Annotated in this window: 17 protein-coding genes; 9 read left to right on the forward strand and 8 right to left on the reverse strand. The window is 67.4% G+C overall.

The annotated features are described in order from the left end of the window. Window positions 1–19: 19 nt before the first annotated feature. From ACLMAL_RS21885 to ACLMAL_RS21900, 4 genes are all read right to left on the reverse strand, one after another. A complete protein-coding gene (locus ACLMAL_RS21885; RefSeq protein ID WP_328409610.1) occupies window positions 20–367 on the reverse strand; it encodes a YbaB/EbfC family nucleoid-associated protein in 348 nt (115 codons plus the stop codon). 67 nt (window positions 368–434) lie between these two features. After that, window positions 435–785, reverse strand: a complete 351-nt coding sequence (locus tag ACLMAL_RS21890) for a hypothetical protein (protein ID WP_328409612.1) — start codon at window positions 783–785, stop codon at window positions 435–437. A 73-nt stretch (window positions 786–858) separates the two neighbouring features. After that, window positions 859–2,007, reverse strand: coding sequence for an NlpC/P60 family protein (locus ACLMAL_RS21895; RefSeq protein ID WP_328409614.1), 1,149 nt, complete (start codon window positions 2,005–2,007; stop codon window positions 859–861). Window positions 2,008–2,011: 4 nt separating this feature from the next. Beyond that, a complete protein-coding gene (locus ACLMAL_RS21900) occupies window positions 2,012–2,335 on the reverse strand; it encodes a hypothetical protein (protein ID WP_412000778.1) in 324 nt (107 codons plus the stop codon). A 149-nt stretch (window positions 2,336–2,484) separates the two neighbouring features. On the opposite strand from ACLMAL_RS21900, the gene upp reads away from it, so the two are divergent. After that, complete coding sequence (gene upp / locus ACLMAL_RS21905) at window positions 2,485–3,108, forward strand: uracil phosphoribosyltransferase (RefSeq protein WP_412000779.1); 624 nt, start codon at window positions 2,485–2,487, stop codon at window positions 3,106–3,108. A 311-nt stretch (window positions 3,109–3,419) separates the two neighbouring features. Here the strand turns inward: upp and ACLMAL_RS21910 are convergent, their stop codons facing one another. Beyond that, window positions 3,420–4,922, reverse strand: coding sequence for a phospho-sugar mutase (locus ACLMAL_RS21910; protein WP_412000780.1), 1,503 nt, complete (start codon window positions 4,920–4,922; stop codon window positions 3,420–3,422). Then, window positions 4,923–5,702, reverse strand: a complete 780-nt coding sequence (locus tag ACLMAL_RS21915; RefSeq protein WP_412000781.1) for a purine-nucleoside phosphorylase — start codon at window positions 5,700–5,702, stop codon at window positions 4,923–4,925. Window positions 5,703–6,121: 419 nt separating this feature from the next. On the opposite strand from ACLMAL_RS21915, the gene ACLMAL_RS21920 reads away from it, so the two are divergent. From ACLMAL_RS21920 to ACLMAL_RS21930, 3 genes are all read left to right on the forward strand, one after another. Beyond that, window positions 6,122–6,826 carry an enoyl-CoA hydratase-related protein gene (locus ACLMAL_RS21920; protein WP_412000782.1) on the forward strand — a complete coding sequence of 235 codons (705 nt, stop codon included), beginning with the start codon at window positions 6,122–6,124 and terminating at the stop codon, window positions 6,824–6,826. Between the two features lie 137 nt (window positions 6,827–6,963). After that, window positions 6,964–8,145, forward strand: coding sequence for a M20 family metallopeptidase (locus ACLMAL_RS21925; RefSeq protein ID WP_412000783.1), 1,182 nt, complete (start codon window positions 6,964–6,966; stop codon window positions 8,143–8,145). 95 nt (window positions 8,146–8,240) lie between these two features. Beyond that, window positions 8,241–9,401 (forward strand): M20 family metallopeptidase, encoded by a 1,161-nt coding sequence (locus ACLMAL_RS21930; protein ID WP_328412760.1) that lies wholly within the window; start codon window positions 8,241–8,243, stop codon window positions 9,399–9,401. A gap of 79 nt (window positions 9,402–9,480) precedes the next feature. Here the strand turns inward: ACLMAL_RS21930 and ACLMAL_RS21935 are convergent, their stop codons facing one another. Beyond that, the gene (locus ACLMAL_RS21935) at window positions 9,481–9,957 is read right to left on the reverse strand and encodes a gamma-glutamylcyclotransferase (protein ID WP_328409628.1); all 477 of its coding nucleotides are present in this window, start codon (window positions 9,955–9,957) and stop codon (window positions 9,481–9,483) included. Window positions 9,958–10,126: 169 nt separating this feature from the next. On the opposite strand from ACLMAL_RS21935, the gene ACLMAL_RS21940 reads away from it, so the two are divergent. From ACLMAL_RS21940 to ACLMAL_RS21955, 4 genes are all read left to right on the forward strand, one after another. Further along, the gene (locus tag ACLMAL_RS21940) at window positions 10,127–11,527 is read left to right on the forward strand and encodes an NAD(P)H-quinone dehydrogenase (RefSeq protein WP_412000784.1); all 1,401 of its coding nucleotides are present in this window, start codon (window positions 10,127–10,129) and stop codon (window positions 11,525–11,527) included. A 325-nt stretch (window positions 11,528–11,852) separates the two neighbouring features. Next, window positions 11,853–12,851: a hypothetical protein gene (locus ACLMAL_RS21945; RefSeq protein ID WP_412000785.1), complete on the forward strand. Its 999-nt coding sequence runs from the start codon at window positions 11,853–11,855 to the stop codon at window positions 12,849–12,851. 73 nt (window positions 12,852–12,924) lie between these two features. Beyond that, entirely contained in the window at window positions 12,925–14,010 is a 1,086-nt protein-coding gene (locus ACLMAL_RS21950; RefSeq protein WP_412000786.1) for a hypothetical protein, read from the forward strand. A gap of 91 nt (window positions 14,011–14,101) precedes the next feature. Further along, complete coding sequence (locus ACLMAL_RS21955) at window positions 14,102–15,283, forward strand: PLP-dependent aminotransferase family protein (protein ID WP_412000874.1); 1,182 nt, start codon at window positions 14,102–14,104, stop codon at window positions 15,281–15,283. 429 nt (window positions 15,284–15,712) lie between these two features. Here ACLMAL_RS21955 and glpK read toward each other — a convergent pair whose 3' ends face one another. Next, complete coding sequence (glpK, locus tag ACLMAL_RS21960; RefSeq protein WP_412000787.1) at window positions 15,713–17,212, reverse strand: glycerol kinase GlpK; 1,500 nt, start codon at window positions 17,210–17,212, stop codon at window positions 15,713–15,715. Window positions 17,213–17,488: 276 nt separating this feature from the next. Between glpK and ACLMAL_RS21965 the strand changes: the two genes are divergently transcribed. Further along, window positions 17,489–19,222, forward strand: coding sequence for a glycerol-3-phosphate dehydrogenase/oxidase (locus tag ACLMAL_RS21965; RefSeq protein WP_412000788.1), 1,734 nt, complete (start codon window positions 17,489–17,491; stop codon window positions 19,220–19,222). The last annotated feature ends 3 nt before the right edge of the window (window positions 19,223–19,225 follow it).

The raw sequence follows: 19,225 nt of genomic DNA on the forward strand, positions 1-19,225 counted from the left end.
AGCCTATCGACCTTCCGCGTCAGGCACTATCCGGCCCGCCCCCAATTGTTCCCTGAGCCCCCTCGGCGGCCGGGACAAACGACTCGTTCAGTGTCGCAACGACCTTCGAGCGCTGGGTGCCCGCGTCCTCCGCGGCCTGCTTACAGGCCCAGACAATGAGCTGGCCGACCTCGGCGGGAGGCAGCGTGGTGACCGATTCCGACAGGGTCAGCGCGACCAGCGCGCCATCGCTGTCGACCTCGGCGCTGACCGCGCCGTCCTCGGTGCGGAACCGGCCGCGCACCTGCTTGAGGCCGTAGAGCGCGGCCTCCAATGCCTCCAACTTCTGCGTCGCGTTGGCGACGAGAGCGTCCATCTCCGCGCTCATGACTGCGCCTCCCCGGCGCTCGGTTCCGTCATGATCGCAGGGGCGACGGTGTCGATGCTTCGCTCACTCATACCGGCCTCATCCAGCTCGTGGGTCCCGTGTCGGCGTCATCGATCCGGTCCAGTTCGTCCACCGCAGCCTGGCGGGTCGGCAGGTTGAGCCGGTCCAGAATGTCGGCGGGCAGGCCGGCCTCGGCGAGTACTTCGCGCCTGCGGGCGCGGGCAGCGACGGTGGAGCGCTTCGTCAGCCGCAGGATTTCGTCCGCCAGAGTCTGTGCGCCGTAACGGTATTCGCTGCGCTCGAACTTGATCTCCACCGGCATGCCCTGATCGGTGGCGCGCACCGAGATGGTGCCGGACCGGTTGGTGCTCGCCGCCACCGTGACATTGGGGACGGCCGGGGGCTTCGGTTCGGTCATGACTGCGCCTCGCCGGCGATCGTCTCCGTCATGCCCGATGGCGCTGTGTCATTGATTTGCTCGCTGCGCTCACTCATGTGGTCGGCCTGTAGAAGCCGTAGAAGTCCATGCCTATGTTCTCCGTTCGAATCGAGCTGATCTGGACCGGGTCACCCGCCTCGACGAACTGCCCGTTGCCGATCACCATGGCGACATGGCCGTCCCACACGGCCAGGTCGCCGGGCATGAGGTCACCGGGGGAGACCCCCATGTGCCCATTGCCCTGTTCTTGGGCAAGTCGGGGCAGCTCGACGCCTGCCTCGCCGTATGCATATTGGGTGAGCCCGCTGCAGTCCAGCCCGCCGCCCGGGCTGGTGCCGCCCCACACATATGGCGTGCCGACGGCGCCGAGCGCGGAGCGAACCGCCTGCGCGGCCTGCTCGTTCGGCGCCTCGACGACGCTGCCGTCCGGCAGCGTGACCTTCACGCCCTTGCCGTCCGGCGTCTGGCCCGCCGAACCACTGTTGGGTTTCTGCTGGCCAGGTGTGCTGGGCGACGAGCCGGATTTGGATGGTGTCGAGCCGGACATCGACGGGGTCGCCATGCTGGTGAGCATGCTGCCCGCGGAACCGCCGACACTGGTCAGCGTCGAGAGCAGTTGCTGCGCTCCCGAACTCGCACCGCTGGCCAGCGCACTCGCACCGCCTGCCAGACCGGCGGGCAGCGTCGCGGGCGCCGTCGACGGTGGCGGGGTCAATTCGGTCATGCTCGCGGTCTGGGTATCGAGTTCGCTGCGCACCCGCCCGACCACGTTCAAGCCCTGGCCGAGATGGTCGATCGCGGAGCCGACGAGCACCGCGAGACCTTCCGGCGTCGCGATGGTCGGACCGAGAGCGGACGCCGTGTTCACGAACGACTCGACGATTGCGCTCAGTTCCTTCTGCCCGGTCTCGACCTGGGCGGCAGCCTGATCGACCACCGTGGCCATGTCGTTGCCGCGATCGGAGATGGTCGCGGCGGAGGTCTGCACACGCAACGCCTTCGCGGTGGCGGAATCGGCAGCCCGACCGTCCCACGCCTCGTTCATGCTGTTGATGCTGTTGCGGCCGAACGCGTGGATCTGGTCGATGATGCTCGAGGTGGACTGCAGCTGACCGGAGGGGCCGTCGGTGGGCAGGACTCCCGAGCCGAAGCTGGAGAGCAGGTCGAGCAGTGGCTTGGCCAGCACGCTGATATCGATCATCGGGTCACTCGCCCAGTCCGGAATCTGCGCTGTCGATCGCGGCGGCATTGGTCTGGTCGGTTTCGCCGAGGACGACAGCAGCGCCGGTCGCGGCCCCACCCACGGTCGTCAGCACGGCCGACAGTTGGCCGATCGCCGCGACGTGCCCGGCATGGGCAGCGGCATAGGCGGCCATGAAATCACCGCCGATCAAGCCCATGATGGGACCGAGTAAGGCGGGATCGGCGCCCGCCGCGCCCGCACTGGCCGCCGCCATCTCCGCGGCCATGGTGTGGGCGGACGCACCATAGGCTGCGATGCCCTCGGTGTCGGCCGACATCTTTCGCATAGTGCTTCCCCCATCTGTTTTCTTCCCAGGCAGAGTACGTCATCCACCTAGTTCGACGCGCTGCCTTCCGGATCGGTTCCAGCCCCATCGAAAAAATTCCCCCGCCGGAGGTTCGACGTCGAACTCGTTGCCAACCTTATCGTTCACTCATGCACACGCACACCGTGGACCACCCACTCGCCGCCGCCCTGCTGACCACGATGCGCGATGCCAGGACGGCCAACCCGGCCTTCCGCGCCGCACTGCGCGATCTCACCGGAATCCTGATCTACGAGGCGCTGCGCGAAGCCCCCGTCGCCCGATTCGAGGTGGCCACCCCGGTGGCGCCGGTCGAGGGCGTGCGCTTGGCGAAACCGCCACTGCTGGTGCCGGTCCTGCGCGCGGGCCTCGGCATGATCGACGCGGCCGCCGAACTGATTCCGGATGCCAGGGTCGGCTTCGTCGGCATCGCCCGCGACGAACAGACCCACCAGCCCGTCCCTTACATGGAGTCGTTACCAGAGGACCTCTCCGAGCTCCCGGTCTACGTGCTCGACCCGATGCTGGCCACCGGCGGCTCGATGTGCCACACCCTGGGGTTGCTCGCCGCTCGCGGCGCCACCGACATCACCGCAGTCTGCGTCGTAGCTGCACCTGAAGGCGTTGCCGCACTGGAAGATTCAGGGTTCCCGGTCCGTCTCGTCACCGCTGCCGTAGACGCAGGCCTGAACGCCGACGCCTACATCGTGCCCGGCCTCGGCGACGCAGGCGACCGCCAATTCGGCCCGCGCTGACCCCTCCCCATCGAGCGCGCGGAACAGTTCGCCCAGTTCACCTCCCAGTGCGACACCGTGAACTGGTCAGCCGAAGCTGGGTAGCGTGCCCGGCTCGACATGTGAACTCACGTCCCGGCGGTGTTCCGGGCAGTGCTGGGCACGTCATGTGCCGTACCCGACTTTCTGCTTCCGCAGCCTGGGTAGACAGGCAGCGGCTTCCAGCGTGAGGACTGGCTGTGGTTGCGTTCCACGCAGTCTCGGCGGCGAGCGTAGTGGAATGGTGGGTGGTTCGGGGGTGGGAGCCACCCTTTCACTGCGCTCGCGTGGCGCTAGTGGGCGAGCTGTTCGCAGAAGGTTCGGAGGGTGGAGAGGTGTTGGGCTGCGGCGGTTTTGGCGGCGGGCAAGGTTTGGCGGGTGGGGGCGGGGTGGACTACTTCGAGGTAGCACTTGAGTTTGGGCTCTGTGCCGGAGGGGCGGACGACGATGCGTGCGGTGGCGCTCTCGAAGATCAGTGCGTCGGTACGCATTCGGCCGCGGGCCTGTAGCAGGTCGGTGTATTCCATCGGGTCGCCCGCGACCTCGCCGGGCGGGGCGGCGCGTAAGCGGTCGACGACGGCGGCGGCTGCGGCCGCGTCAAGAAGGCGCAGCGACACCTGATCGACCGCGTGTACGCCGAATTCGAGCGCGTAGTCGTCGAGTTCGTCGGCCAGGGTGCGGCCGACGGCCTTCAATCGGGCGGCCAGGTCGACGGCGAGGACGGCCGCGGAGATGCCGTCCTTGTCCCGCACCGTGGCCGGGTCGACGCAATGGCCGATGGCCTCTTCGTAGGCGTAGACCAGGCCGTCTCCTGCTCGGGCCAACCACTTGAAGCCGGTCAGGGTTTCCGCATAGCGTGCGCCGCGGGCGGCGGCGAGCTTCGAAAGTAGTCGCGAGGAGACAATGGTGGTGGCCACCAGCGAGTCCGGCGGTGCGGTGCGCAGCACGTAATCCCCTAGCAGCACTCCGGTTTCGTCGCCGCGCAGCATGCGCCAGCCGCCGCTGCCATCGGGGATGCCGACGGCACAGCGGTCGGCATCCGGGTCGAGGGCAATGGCGATGTCCGCGCCGATCCGCTCGGCGGTGGCGAGCAAAAGGTCGGTGGCGCCCGGCTCTTCGGGGTTCGGGAACGCGACGGTGGGGAAGTCGGCGTCGGGCGCGAATTGCTCGCCGACGACGTGCACGTGGGCAAATCCGGCGTCCGCCAAGGCTTTCACCACGGTATCGCCGCCGACACCGTGCAACGGGGTCAGCACGATCCGGATATCGGAGCGCTCACCGGGACCGCCGATGAGTTTCGGCAACTGGGCCACCCGATCGAGGTATCGGCGCACAAGATCATCATCGGCGGGGGTGACCGAGGTCCTGGCAATCGGTTCGGTGACCGCCTCGATGCAGCGTTCGATCTCGGTGTCGGCCGGGGAGATCAGTTGCGAGCCACCGTCCAGATACACCTTGTAGCCGTTGTCGGTCGCCGGGTTGTGCGATGCGGTGATCTGCACTCCGGCAACGGCTCCCAGCTCCCGAACCGCGTATGCGACGACCGGCGTCGGCAGCGGGCGCGGCAGCAGCGTCACCGGAAAGCCGGCGGCGGCAAAGATCTCCGCTGTCGCGATCGCGAATTCGGCCGAGCCGTGACGGGCATCGCGACCGACCACCACCGCACCGCCACCGAGACAACGGTCGCGCAACCATGCGGTGAGACCGGCCGTCGCCCTGCTGACGGTCGTCGGATTCATGCCATCGGGCCCATCCTGCAATGGCCCGCGCAGCCCGGCCGTGCCGAAGCGCAGCATCTACAGCCGTTCCAGCACGCCACGCAGCAGCTTGCCGAGGCGCGGCGCGGCCGCATGCCCTTCGGCGAGCACCTCGGCATGCGAAAGGTGCGCACCCGTGACACCGGCGGCCAGATTGGTGACCAGCGAGATGCCGAGTACCCGTGCGCCGAGCGCGCGGCACGCAATGGCCTCGAGCACCGTCGACATGCCGACCAGATCCGCACCGATCGTGCGCAGCATCCGAATCTCGGCGGGCGTCTCGTACTGCGGCCCGGTCAGTCCCGCATACACACCCTCGGTCAGGCTCGGGTCGATTTCTCTTGCCAGCGCACGCAATTCGGGATCCCAAGTATCCACGAGATCGACGAAGGTCGCACCGGTCAGCGGCGTGCGACCGGTCAGGTTCAGATGGTCGCCGATCAGCACGGGCTCACCGACACGCAATCCGTCACGGATGCCGCCGGCTGCATTCGTCAACACCACCGTCTCCGCACCGGCGGCAATGGCCGCGGTCACCGGATGCACGACCTCAGCAGGCTGATAGCCCTCGTACAGATGCTGGCGGCCCATCAACAGCAGCACCGGCGTCTCGCCGACCGCAACGGAATGAACCATGCCGACATGCCCCTGCGCACTCGGCGTCCCAAACCCGGGCAGCTCCGGCATCGGCACCGACGTAGTCGCCGCCCCGATCTCCGCGGCCGCCTCCTGCCACCCCGACCCCAGCACCACCGCAACTCGGTGACGCTTGACTCCCGTACGTTCGGCGATCGCCTCGGCGGCCTGTTCGGCAAGCATGAAGGTCACGATAGCTGGGTTTGATTTGCAGCGCCTGCGGCGCTGCGTGGTTGCGGCCCCGAAGGCTCGCGTCCGAGCGGCCGAGACTCGCGACTTCGTCACATGCGCTTCGGCCGCTCGGACGCGAGCCGGCCGCGAACGGTCGCTCGTAAGACTCGCTCCGTGGTGGGTGCTTTGGCGGGGACGCTCGTGACTTCGGCGCGTCGCTCGGATCACGTGGGTGCGGGCGGCGGGGCGCTCGCGACATCGGTGCACCGCTTCGGTACCCGGGGCGGGCCGCGAGCTCGGCTTGTAGAGCGGCTCCGCCGAGGGTGCTCATGTGATGCTCGCAACTGGGCGCTGTGCGGGTGTCCACGCACCTCGCCGGCGCAAGCTACCCGCGAGTAGGGCTGGTGCTCCGCACCCGATACGCTGCACGCATGGCGTATCTGTCACGTGAAGGAGATGTGTTCGTGGTCTACCTCGGGAACGAGGGTCAGGCCGATAGCGAGAACCGCTTCCATCCTGATTGGATCGACGAATTCCACGGCCTGCTCGACGAGGTCGAAGCGTCCGAGGGGCCTGCCGCGCTGGTGACCACCGCGACCGGGAAGTTCTACAGCAACGGTCTCGACACCGACTGGTTGTTCGGCAATCTGGACAAGATCCACGGCTACCTCGACCGTGTGCACTCGCTCTACACCCGGCTGCTCGCCTTCCCGATGCCGACGGTGGCCGCGATCAACGGTCACGCTTTCGGTGCGGGTGCGATGCTTGCCACCTCGCACGACTTCCGCGTGATGCGCGCCGACCGCGGCTTCTACTGCCTGCCCGAGGTCCACCTCGGGATGCCGTTCACCGTCGGCATGAATGCACTGCTCACCGAGCGGCTTTCCAACCAGGTCGCCTTGCAGGCCATGACCACTGGCCACCGCTACTCGGCGGATCAGGCGATCGCCGCGGGCATCGTCGACGACAAGGCCGACGCCGAGGCGTTGCTGGGGGCTGCCATCGCGCGGGCCGCGGCACTGGCGGGCAACCGCAAACCGAACCTGCCGGTGATCAAGCGTGCACTGCACGCCAACGCGCTTGCCGGCCTCGCTACCCCGACCACCCCGGAGAATCTGGCATTCGCCGCCGGATAACCCGTGATCACGCCCTGATGTGAGCAGTCGGACTGACGTGGCCTGCGCCCTATAACCGGCGCAGTGCGACACTGTGTTCCATGCCACCACCGCGTAGCGGGCTCCCTGAATCGCGCAGCGACCACCACGCTGGGCGGATGGGTGCGGTCGAGGCGGCGGATGCCGCGATCTATGCCGCGGCCGCCGAGCTGATCGGCCTGTCGCACGCGATCCATGCCGAACCGGAGTTGGCGTTCGAGGAAACCAGAAGCGCCGCCAAGACCATCGCGCCGCTTGCCGAGCGCGGTTTCGAGATCGAGACCGGCGTTGCCGACCTGCCGACCGCCTTCCGTGCCACCTACGGCAGCGGCGAGCTGACGATCGGCATCTGCGCTGAATACGACGCGCTACCGGAGATCGGACACGCCTGCGGACACAACATCATTGCGGCGTCGGCGGTCGGCGCTGCGATCGGTCTCGCCGAGGTCGCCGATGCGCTCGGGATCACCGTCGTGGTGTTCGGGACGCCCGCCGAGGAGAGTGGCGGCGGCAAGGTGCTGATGCTGCAACGCGGCGTCTTCGACGACATCGCGATGGCGATGATGGTGCACCCCGGCCCGTTCGACATCGTCGGCGCGCGCTCGCTGGCCCTTGCGGATCTGTCGGTGACCTTCCACGGGCGCGAGGCGCATGCGAGCGCCGCGCCGGAATTGGGTCGCAACGCCGGTGATGCGGTGACGGTCGCACAGGTAGCCCTCGGGTTGCTGAGGCAGCATCTTCTGCCTGGTCAGCAACTGCACGGTATAGTCAGCGACGGTGGCGTAGCCCCCAACATTGTGCCCGGACGTGCGGAATTGCTGTATTACCTACGTGCAGCCGACTCCGCATCTCTCGACAATTTGATGCAACGAGCAGCGGATTGTTTCGAGGCGGGCGCTCTGGCGACCGGCTGCACGCACGAAATACGGACGGTTGCGCCGACATATACCGAGCTAACTCCCGATCCGGGATTACTGTTTGCCTATCGCGAGCAGATCGTCGAATTGGGCCGGGTGCCGATCGCACCGGAGCTCGAGGCGCAGCGACCGCTCGGGAGTACGGACATGGGCAACGTCACCAACGTCATTCCGGGCATCCATCCGGTCATCGGCATAGACGCCGGTGGGGCGGTGACACATCAGCCCGGCTTCGCCGCGGCGAGTATCAACGCCTCGGCGGATCGTGCGGTCACCGACGGCGCACTAGCGCTCGCGCGTACCGCTATTGCCGTCGCTCGCGATGATGTAGATAGAGACAGGTTGTTGCAACGGCTCGTTCAACGACAGGAGGACATCCGGTGAGCAATACCAGCCGTTTGGCGGCCCCGGCGTCGGGCCCGCAAGCGGTGGCCCCGGCAACCACGGAGAGTTCGGCGAGCGTCGCATCGTCGGACACCGTGCGAACCGGGCAGGAAGCGGTCGAGACATGGTTGGCCGAGCACACGGTCGACCTCGTCCAATGGCGCAGGCATATCCACGCCAACCCGGAGCTTTCTCGTACCGAGTTCGCCACCACCGAGTTCGTCTCGGCGTGGCTGACGAAGGCTGGGCTTTCGCCCCGACGGCTTCCGGGCGGCACCGGGCTCATCTGTGACATCGGACCGGATGGACCGCGGATCGGATTGCGCGCCGATATGGACGCACTCCCGCTACAGGAGTTCACCGGGCTCAGCTTCGCCTCGACTGTGCCGGGCGTGTCGCATGCCTGTGGGCACGACGCACACACCACGATTCTGCTCGGCACCGCGCTCGCGCTCGCCGACGCCGATCTGCCGCAGGGCGTGCGGCTGGTGTTCCAGCCCGCCGAGGAGGTTATGCCGGGCGGCGCGATCGACGTGGTGGCCACCGGTGCGATGGAGGGTGTGGAGCGGATCTTCGCGCTGCACTGCGATCCGCGGCTGGAAGTCGGGCGCATCGGAATCCGCGTCGGGGCGATCACCTCGGCTGCCGACACGATCGAGCTGGTGCTCGATTCGCCGGGCGGCCACACGTCGCGTCCGCATCTGACCAGTGATCTGGTCTATGCGATCGGCACCGTGATCACCGGGTTGCCCGGGCTGCTGAGCCGTCGCATCGATCCACGCACCAGCACCGTTATGGTGTGGGGCGCGGTCAGCGCAGGCAAGGCGCCCAACGCGATTCCGCAGACCGGCATGCTCACCGGCACCGTTCGCACCGGCGACCACGCGACCTGGTCGCTACTGGAGCCGATGGTGCGCGAGATCGTGGACGGCCTGCTCGCCCCGACCGGCGTGCGGTACCAGCTGAACTACAAGCGTGGGGTGCCACCGGTGGTCAACGACGAGCAGTCGACGCGGATGTTCGAGGACGCGATCCGCGAGATCGGTCCGGACGCGCTCGCCGACACCATGCAGTCCGGCGGCGGCGAGGACTTCTCCTGGTATCTGGAGGAAGTGCCCGGCGCGATGGCGCGGCTCGGCGTCTGGTCGGGTCACGGCGAACAGCTCGACCTGCACCAGCCGACGTTCGACCTCGACGAGCGGGCGCTTGCGGTCGGAGTCCGCGTGCTGAGCAACATCGTGCTGCAAGCGGGCTGAGCGACCGGACATTGCGCAGACAGCTGCGGCCGGACCAATGGGTCCGGCCGCAGCTGCTTTTGTCGGAGAGCGCGTGGGGTCAGCCGAAATTGCCGGGACCGACATTGCGGCTGTTGCGGGTGCGCAAGGAATGCACGTAGTCCTCGGGCGCGCCTGCTTTCTCGGCCGCGTCCGCGATCACACCGATATATCGCGCGGAGGGCAGGCCGCCCTCGTAGGCGTCGAGTACGTACAGCCAGGCGAGGATCGGCTGGGCGCCACTACCCGGATTCGGCGAGACGCGTAGCCGGACCTTGCGATGGATTCCGAAGTCGGAGCCCTCCCAACGGTCCAGCCGCTGCTCGTCCTCCGGTGAGACGTCGTAGAGCACGACGAAGACCCGGGACCCCGGCTCTTCGACGACGGTGGCCAGCGGCCCCTCCCAGCCGATGTCGTCGCCACTGAAGGTCAGACGCCAGCCCTCCAACCAGCCCGTACCGGACATGGGGGAGTGCGGACAGCGCTCGAGCATCTGAGACGAGTCCATGTTCGACCCGTAGGCGGCGTAGATCGGCACCAGCAAAGGGTATCCAATAACCGCCGCACATCGACTCTATCCCGGCAGATGTCCGTGTTGTGCGCGCCGCCACTACGGCCGCAACCACGCGTAGCAGCGGCAAACTGCCCCAGCTAACGTTGTCCGAGGTACCGGAGATCCCGGTCGAACTGCTCGAGCGGAGGTATCCATGACCCGCATAGCGATCATCGGTGGCGGGCCGGCCGGCTACGAAGCGGCGCTCGTTGCGGCGCAGCACGGCGCATCGGTGACCCTGATCGATTCCGATGGCATCGGCGGCGCGTGCGTGCTGTGGGACTGTGTGCCCTCGAAGACCTTCATCGCATCGACCGGCGTGCGCACTGACCTGCGGCGCGCCCGTGACCTGGGCATCACCCTGGATCCGAGCCAGGCGACCATCCAGCTGCCCGAGGTGAACGGCCGTGTGAAAGCGCTTGCGCTCGCACAGTCTTCGGATATTCGGTCGAAGCTGCAGACCGTCGGGGTGACGGTGCTCGCAGGACACGGGCAGCTGATCGATGCCGCGACCGGTCTCGCCGCGCATCAGGTGCGCGCGATTCTCGACAGCGGTGAGGAGCGGATCGTCGAGGCCGAGGTGGTGTTGATCGCCACCGGTGCGAGCCCGCGCGTGTTGCCCGGCGCCGAGCCGGACGGTGAGCGCATCCTGAACTGGCGTCAGCTCTACGACCTGCAGGAGCTGCCGGAGACGCTGGTCGTGGTCGGTTCCGGTGTCACAGGCGCCGAATTCGTCTCCGCGTACACCGAAATGGGTGTGCATGTGAAGCTGGTGTCCAGCCGCGACCGGGTGCTGCCCGGCGAGGACGCGGACGCCGCGCTCGTGCTGGAGGACGCGCTCGCCGAGCGCGGCGTCGAGCTGGTCAAGCACGCGCGCGCCGACGCGGTGGAGCGCACCGCCGACGGCATCGTGGTCAAGCTGTCCGACGGCAGGACCGTCACCGGCACCCATGCGTTGATGACCGTTGGTTCGACGCCCAATACCGATGGTCTCGGTCTGGAGCGGGTCGGCATCGAGCTCGACCGCGGGTATCTGCGGGTGGATCGGGTGTCGCGTACCTCGGTGCCCGGCATCTATGCCGCGGGTGACTGCACCGGCCTGCTGCCGCTGGCCTCGGTGGCCGCGATGCAGGGTCGCATCGCGATGTATCACGCACTGGGTGAGGGCGTGAGCCCGATTCGCTTGAAGACTGTGGCTTCCGCGGTGTTCACGCGCCCGGAAATCGCGACGGTCGGCGTGAGCCAGACCGCCATCGACAATGGTGAGACGCCCGCCCGCACGGTGATGTTGCCCCTGAACACCAACCCGCGCGCCAAGATGTCGGGTTTGCGACGAGGTTTCGTCAAGATCTTCTGCAGGCCCGCGACCGGCGTGGTCATCGGCGGCGTGGTGGTGGCCCCCATCGCTTCGGAGCTCATTCTGCCGATTGCCCTTGCGGTGCAGAACAATTTGACCGTCAACGATCTCGCCCAGACCTTCTCGGTGTACCCGTCCCTGACCGGCTCGGTTACCGAGGCCGCACGCCTGCTGATGCGCCACGACGACTTGGACTGACAGCCGGTTCTCGGCCCCGGATCGGTCGCGTTGGGGGCGCTGATCGCGGCTGCGTGAGTGTTCCTGGCGTTGGGCATATTTCATTGCATTGCCAGTGCGGCTCACATGTGGTTCACTTCCCGCAGAGATGCGATCGGCGGGCGGTCGCGAGGTTTTCTGTATGGGGGGCTTGCTCCTTTCCAAACGGGATACGGCGAGCGGCCCTGAAGCCGTTCGGCGGCCGTGCGTCTCACCAGAGACAACTGAGTGCGGTCGGTTCGGTCGCACCCGGGAAAGGGATTTGCGAAAAGTGAAACATCGTAAGCCGAGTCGGGCGCAGCGAGCGATGGCGAGTACATCGTTGCCGCTGGCCACTGCGGCCGCTGTGGCCACTCTCTTCGCGGCGCCGGCGGGGGCAGTTCCCAATGAGCCGACCACACCGACCACACCTGCACCGGCACAGCCGGGCACCGATGCGCCTGCGGACCAGGGGCCGGAAACCACCAAGCCGGAGCCGAACAAGCCGGAGACCAAGCCGGAACCTGGTAAGCCGGAGTCCAAGCCGACGCCGAGCCAGCCGGGTGTCACCACGCCGGACCCCAACCAGGTGATGCCGAATCCGAAGGATCCGAAGCTCGCCGCGCCGACCCAGCCGGGTGTGACCACCCCGCGGGTTGCGCCGCTACCGGTTCCCGGTCAGCAGCCGCCCGCTCAGCCTGTTGTCGTGCCGGATCCCGCCGGCACCGACGCGAAGCCGGTCCAGCCGGGCGCGACCCAGCCGGGCGCCCCCGGCGCCGCACCGGGCAGCGAGGCGAATGCCGAGGCGGCACAGCCCGAATCGCAGACCCTGGTGCAGCAGCCGCCGCGCTGGCAGGCGCCGCGTCTGCAGGCCGCGCCTGCAGCTCCGGTCGTCGAGATGACCGGTCCGCACGCGGAGCTCGGCGCGAACATCGACGGTGGTGGCGCGCTGCCCGGCTTCGCGGCCAACACCCACCACTTCAACAACGCGGCGGGCTATGTCGGCACCGTCGGCTACCACACCCCGACCGGTGCGGGCGAGGCCGGCGTTTCGGTCGAGTACGTCGATGCCAACACCATCAAGCTCACCAGCTACACCGGTGGCGAGGGCTTGGCCGACAACAAGAACACCGTCGTTCTCGACACCACCGAGCTGAACAAGGCGAAGGCGGCCGTCGAGCACTGGATCGCGGCACAGCCCGGTGGCGCGGCTGCCCTCGAGGCGGCAGCGCAGGTTAAACTTCCGGTGCAGCCGGGTGAACTGCTTCCGCAGACGGTCAACATTGCTGGTGTCACGACTCAGTGGGGTGGCTCGCTCCAGTACTGACACGAGCTGATTCGACGGGTGGGGCGGTCGTTCGCGACCGCCCCACACGTGTGTCCTGGGGAAAGGATTTGGTGTGGGTTCCGAGGACGATGCGAAGGGCAGAGAATCCGGCCAGCCCAGGTCGGAATTCGGTCCACCGATGGGCGAGTTCGGCCCGCCGGTATCGGAATTCGGGCCGCCGGTCGGCGAATTCGGCCCTCCCATGGGTGACTTCGGTCCGCCCGTGGACGATTTCGGTCCGCCGACGAGTGGTCAACCGCCGCAGTGGTCGGAGCCCGCGGCCGATCATCCCGAGCTGATCTGGCGTCCGGCGGACGAACCGCCGGCGATGCCGCCCCCGCCCGCGCAGTATCGAGCGCCCGACACTACGGTCTTTTCCGATGCGCCGCCGCCCGTGCCGCCGGTCCAGCCGTCGCCGCAGCCTCCGGTCGATGCGGACGAAGATCTCACCGTTCCCGGTCCACAGGCGGCGTCGCCCGGTGTCGAACGCGATACGTGGTGGAATCGGCCCGCCGACGGCGGCGGTGTCCCGACGCCACCGCCGGCTTCCGGGCCCGGCCTGTCGTGGTCGGACGATCCCATTGCCAAGCGCCTGGCTCCCAGCGCCATCCCGACCCCGGTGTTCACCACGAATCGGCAGAAGAAGGGTTCGCGCGGCCGCTGGATCGCGCTCGGCTCGGTCGCCGCGGCGGCGGTCGTGGGCGCGCTGGTGGCGACCATCATTGCGGTGAACCGCGATAGCGGCGGCGGGTCCGCGGCGCCGCCGCCTGTTACGCCGACAGCCGCGTTGAGCTGCCCGGCAAGCAAGGACGGCAAGGTGACCGTCGGCAATGGTGCCGGTGATACCAATAGCGGAGCAGGCGCGATTCTCGGTTTCCAGTACGCCTACTACGTCGAGCGCAGTGGCGAGCGGGCCCGCAGCTACCTCGCGCCGGATGCGGAGTACTTGTCACCCGCGGAAATCCTGCAGAAGGCCATCAACGAGGAGATCCCGGTGGGCACCACGCATTGCGTGCGGATCACCGAGGCGGCCCCGGATGCCTACGATGTGGACCTGACCGAGCACCGTGCCAACGGCACGACCATCGTGTACCCGCAAACGGTCACCACGGTCGACCGGGACGGCAAGAAGTTGATCTTCGCGGTCCGGGAACGTTGATTAATTCCCATAATATGGGAAGCAGTTTCATATTCTGGTACTTGATCTGGGACAGTTGGGTCACGTGTCCATGGTGTCCCCGGAGGTGCGCATGCCGCCGACTATCCCACCGCTCGCAGGCAAGCTCGGCAGTCTGCAGAGCTCAGCGATCCGCGATCTGCTGAAGCTCACCACCCGAGCCGACGTGATCGGCCTGGCAGGTGGCCTGCCCGATGCCGCGCTGATGCCGCGCGAGCGGATCGCCGCCGCTGCGGAGACTGCGCTGAGCGATTCGAGCTGCCTGCAGTACACCGAATCGCCCGGCTGGGCGCCGCTGCGCGCCGTACTCGCCGAGCGGGAGTCGGCCCGGCTCGGCCGCGTCGTCCCGGTCGACGAGGTGTTCGTCACCCACGGCTCGCAACAGGCGCTTTCGCTGCTTGCCGAGGTACTGCTGGATCCCGGCGCACTGGTAGTTGTCGAAGATCCGGCGTATGTCGGTGCGCTACAAGTGTTCCGGGCAGCTGGGGCGCGGATCATCGCGGTGCCGCTGGATGCCGAGGGTATGCGGGTCGACGTGCTCGCGGAGCTACTCGGGCGCGGCGAACGTCCCGCGTTCGTGCACACCGTCAGCAACTTCCACAACCCCGGCGGGGTGACGATGAGCCAACAGCGTCGTCGCGAGCTGGCGGAACTGGCCGATGCGCACGGCTTCTGGGTGATCGAGGACGATCCATATGGCGAGTTGTGGTTCGACAGCCCCGCCCCCGAACCGGTTGCCACGTACTCGGGCAACGTGATTCGGCTCTCCAGCGCCTCGAAGATCCTCTCGCCCAGCCTGCGCGTCGGCTGGATGGTTGCACCGGACCAGGTCTGCCGCGGGGTGGAATTGCTGAAACAGGGGGCGGACCTGTGCGGTTCGGCACTCACCCAGCAGATCGCCGCCGAGCTACTCGCCGACGAGACCTGGCTCACCGCCCACGTCGACAACGTCCGCACCGCCTACGGCACCCGGGCCAAGGCCCTGGTGCACGCCGTGCGCAACCGATTCGGCGATCGGATCGTCTGCACCGACGCGACCGGTGGCATGTTCGTCTGGGCCGACTTCACCGACGACACCGACACCCAGGCGCTCCTCCCGCGCGCACTGGCCGAAGGTGTCGCCTACGTCCCCGGCTCCGCCTTCGCTGTCGACGGCGGCTACCGCAACTCGATGCGCATGTGCTTCACCACCTCGGATGCCACGACGCTGACCGAGGCTATCGACCGCTTGGCGCGTGCTGTCGTGAATCAGTGACTGCCACATCGTCTTTCGGACTGCCAAGCTGATCGATCCTCTCGCTGTGGAGTTAACCGCCGCGGTAGCGTCCGTATTGGATCTCAACGGGAGGGAATCAATTCATGATCGCGAAATTCATTACGGGTGCGCTGATTGCCGGCGGCATGGTGTTTCTTGCGCCGAGCATTGCCACGGCGGGTCCTTGTCAGCCTGTGACAACCGACTGTCCGCCTCCGCCGCCGCCCTGCCAGCCGGTGACGACGTGGTGCCAGCCCGCCGCTCTGCCGTTGTCCGAGTTCTAGTCCACGATCAGCGCGAATCACCGCGGCGTAGCCGTGGGTTGCCTCGCAGAGCGCGAGGTAGCCCACGGCTCCTGCATCTGAAATGCCATGGCTGGATTAGCTTGCTCGCCGCCGAATAGGCTGTGCCACTGGCGGTTCGGGTCGCTCAAGAGGCCCAGTTGTAGGTTCGTTCCACAGCCTTGTTCCACTCTGCCAGGTGATGGTCGCGGTCCTCGGCAGACATCGTCGGTTCCCAGGTCTTGTCGGCCGCCCAATTGGCGCGGATGTCATCGGTATTCGGCCAGTAGCCGACCGCGAGTCCGGCGGCGTAGGCCGCACCGAGAGCGGTGGTTTCGTTGACCACCGGGCGGACGACCGGGACGTCGAGAATGTCGGATTGGAACTGCATCAGCAGGTCGTTGCCGACCATGCCACCGTCCACCTTCAGTGTCGTCAGTTCCAGGTCGAGCTGTTCGGATTCGGCATCCGCGCGCATGGCGTCCACCACCTCGCGGGTCTGAAATGCGGTGGACTCCAGCACTGCTCGCGCCAGGTGGCCTTTGTTGACGAAGCGGGTGAGGCCGGCGATCACGCCGCGAGCATCCGGCCGCCAGCGCGGCGCGAACAGCCCGGAAAACGCGGGCACGATATAGGCGCCGCCGTTGTCGTCGACGCTGCGGGCCAGCGGTTCGATCTCCTCGGCCGCGGAGATAATGCCGAGGTTGTCCCGGAACCACTGCACCAGTGAGCCGGTGACTGCGATCGAGCCCTCCAGCGCGTACACCGCGGGCTCGTTGCCGAGCCGGTAGCACGCGGTGGTGAGCAGTCCGTGCTTGCTGACCACCGGCGTCGTCCCGGTGTTCAAGAGCATGAAATTGCCGGTGCCATAGGTGTTCTTGGCCTCGCCGGGGGCCAGGCAGGCCTGGCCGAAGGTTGCCGCCTGCTGATCGCCGAGGATGCCTGCGACCGGAATACCGGCCAGTGGGCCCGCCGTGATCGCCGCGTACACCTCCGACGAACTGCGGATCTGCGGCAGCATCGCCTGCGGCACGGCGAATTCCGCGCAGATCTGTGGATCCCATTGCAGCGTGCGAAGATCCATCAGCATGGTGCGCGACGCATTGGTCACGTCGGTGATGTGCTCGCCGGTGAGGTTCCACAGCACCCAGCTGTCGATGGTGCCGAAACACAGCTCGCCGGCCTCGGCGCGTGCTGCCGCGCCCTCGACATGATCGAGGATCCAGCGCAGCTTCGGTCCGGCGAAGTAGGTGGACAGCGGCAGGCCGGTGCGGTCCTGATAGCGGGTCGCGCCGTACTCGCCGCCCAGTTCGGTCACCAGCCGGTCGGTGCGGGTGTCCTGCCAGACGATGGCGTTGTAGATCGGCTTGCCGGTGGCGCGTTCCCACACCACCGTTGTCTCGCGCTGATTCGTCACGCCGACCGCCGCGATGTCGTCCGCGCCGAGACCGGTGGTCTGCAAAACCTCACCGAGGACGAATGCGGTATTGCGCCAGATGGTTTCCGGATCGTGTTCGACCCAGCCCGGCCGCGGGAAGATCTGCTCGTGCTCCCGTTGGGCGACGCCGACCACGCGGCCCTGCCTGTCGAACACGATGCACCGACTCGACGTCGTGCCTTGATCAATGGCGGCCACATAGCGACGCATTCGTGCAGGCTACTAAATGCGGTGCGCGCTGCGGGTCGAACGACGCGACACGGTGGGTGTCGAGCGCGCTGCGCATCGCCTCGCGCGGTGGGTGTCGCCGGACTACTGTGGACCTCGGTTACCGGCGGGTAGCTCCCCGGCGACACGGCCGGCACCACGGCCGAGGATTCGTCCTCGACTCGCATAGCCTGTACCCGGAGCAGCTCGATCGTGTGCCCGTGAACACCCACAACGTCGTCTACACCCGACGCCGTCGTCGGCTGGAGGAGTCGAGCAATGACCAAGAATCCGCAATCGCAGTTTCTCGGCCCCCAGCAGCGCGCGGCGGCATGGGAGCGGTTCGGCAAGGATCACTTCGATGTCGTCGTGGTGGGCGGTGGCGTGGTCGGGGCCGGAATCGCGCTGGACGCGGCGACCCGCGGCCTCAGTGTTGCCCTGGTCGAGGCGCGTGACCTCGCCTCCGGTACCTCCAGTCGGTCCTCGAAGATGTTCCACGGCGGCCTGCGGTATCTGGAGCAGTTGGAGTTCGGGCTGGTGCGTGAGGCGCTGCGCGAGCGCGAACTCGCGCTGTCCACGCTGGCGCCGCACCTGGTGAAACCGCTGTGCTTCCTCTACCCGCTGACCCACCGTGCCTGGGAGCGCCCGTATGTGGCGGCCGGTCTGGTGCTCTACGACACCATGGGTGGCTCCAAATCCGTTCCAGGGCAACGTCATCTGTCTCGTCACGGCGCACTGCGGTTGGCGCCGGGCCTGCGGCCCGATTCGCTGATCGGCGGCGTCAGCTACTACGACACCGTCGTCGACGACGCCAGGCACACGATGACCGTCGCCCGGACCGCCGCGCATTACGGTGCGGTCATCCGCACCTCCACCCAGGTCGTCGGCTTCCTTCGCGAGGCCGACCGCGTCGTCGGAGTGAAGGTCCGCGACAGCGATGACGGCCGCACCGGCGAAGTCCGCGGCCATGTGGTGATCAACGCGACGGGTGTGTGGACCGACGAGGTGCAGGCGCTCTCGCACAATCGCGGCCGATTTCACGTGCGCGCCTCCAAAGGCGTGCACATCGTGGTGCCCCGCGACCGCATTGTCAGCGATTCCGCCATTATCCTGCGGACCACCACTTCGGTGCTGTTCGTGATTCCGTGGGGCGCGCATTGGATCATCGGAACCACCGACACCGACTGGAATCTGGACCTCGCGCATCCCGCGGCGACCAAGGCGGACATCGACTACCTGCTCGACCGGGTGAACCGGGTGCTGGTCACACCGCTCACCCCCGCCGACATCGATGGCGTGTATGCGGGTCTGCGGCCTTTGCTTGCGGGAGAGAGTGATTCGACCTCGAAGCTCTCCCGTGAGCACGCAGTCGCGCGGGTTGCGCCGGGACTCGTCGGCATCGCGGGCGGCAAGTACACCACCTATCGGGTGATGGCCTACGACGCGGTCGACGAAGCGGCGCACGATATTCCGGCCCGGGTGGCACCATCGATCACCGAGAAGGTCCCGTTGCTGGGCGCCGACGGCTATTTCGCGCTGATCAACCAAACGGTGCAGCTGGCCGAGGCCTACGGCGTGCACCCATACCGGATCGAGCACCTGCTGGACCGCTACGGCTCGCTCATCGACGAGGTGATGGCCATTGCCGACGGCAAACCCGAACTACTGCAACCGATTACGGACGCGCCGTCGTATCTGCAAGTGGAGGCCGTCTACGCGGCGGCGGCAGAGGGCGCGCTGCACCTGGAGGACATCCTGGCCAGGCGGACCAGGATCTCCATCGAGTATTCGCACCGCGGCGCGAACTGCGCCGAACAGGTGGCCGGGCTCGTCGCGCCGATACTCGACTGGGACGACGACGACATCGACCGCGAGGTGAAGACCTACCAGGCCAGGGTCGAGGCCGAGATCCGCTCGCAGACCCAGCCCGACGACGCCTCCGCCGACGCACTGCGCGTCGCCGCTCCTGAGCCACGCCCGGAGATTCTGGAACCGGTACCGCTGGACAGCTGAGCC

The organism is Nocardia sp. CWNU-33 (genome assembly GCF_046764895.1).
In the GTDB taxonomy this organism is placed as follows: domain Bacteria; phylum Actinomycetota; class Actinomycetes; order Mycobacteriales; family Mycobacteriaceae; genus Nocardia.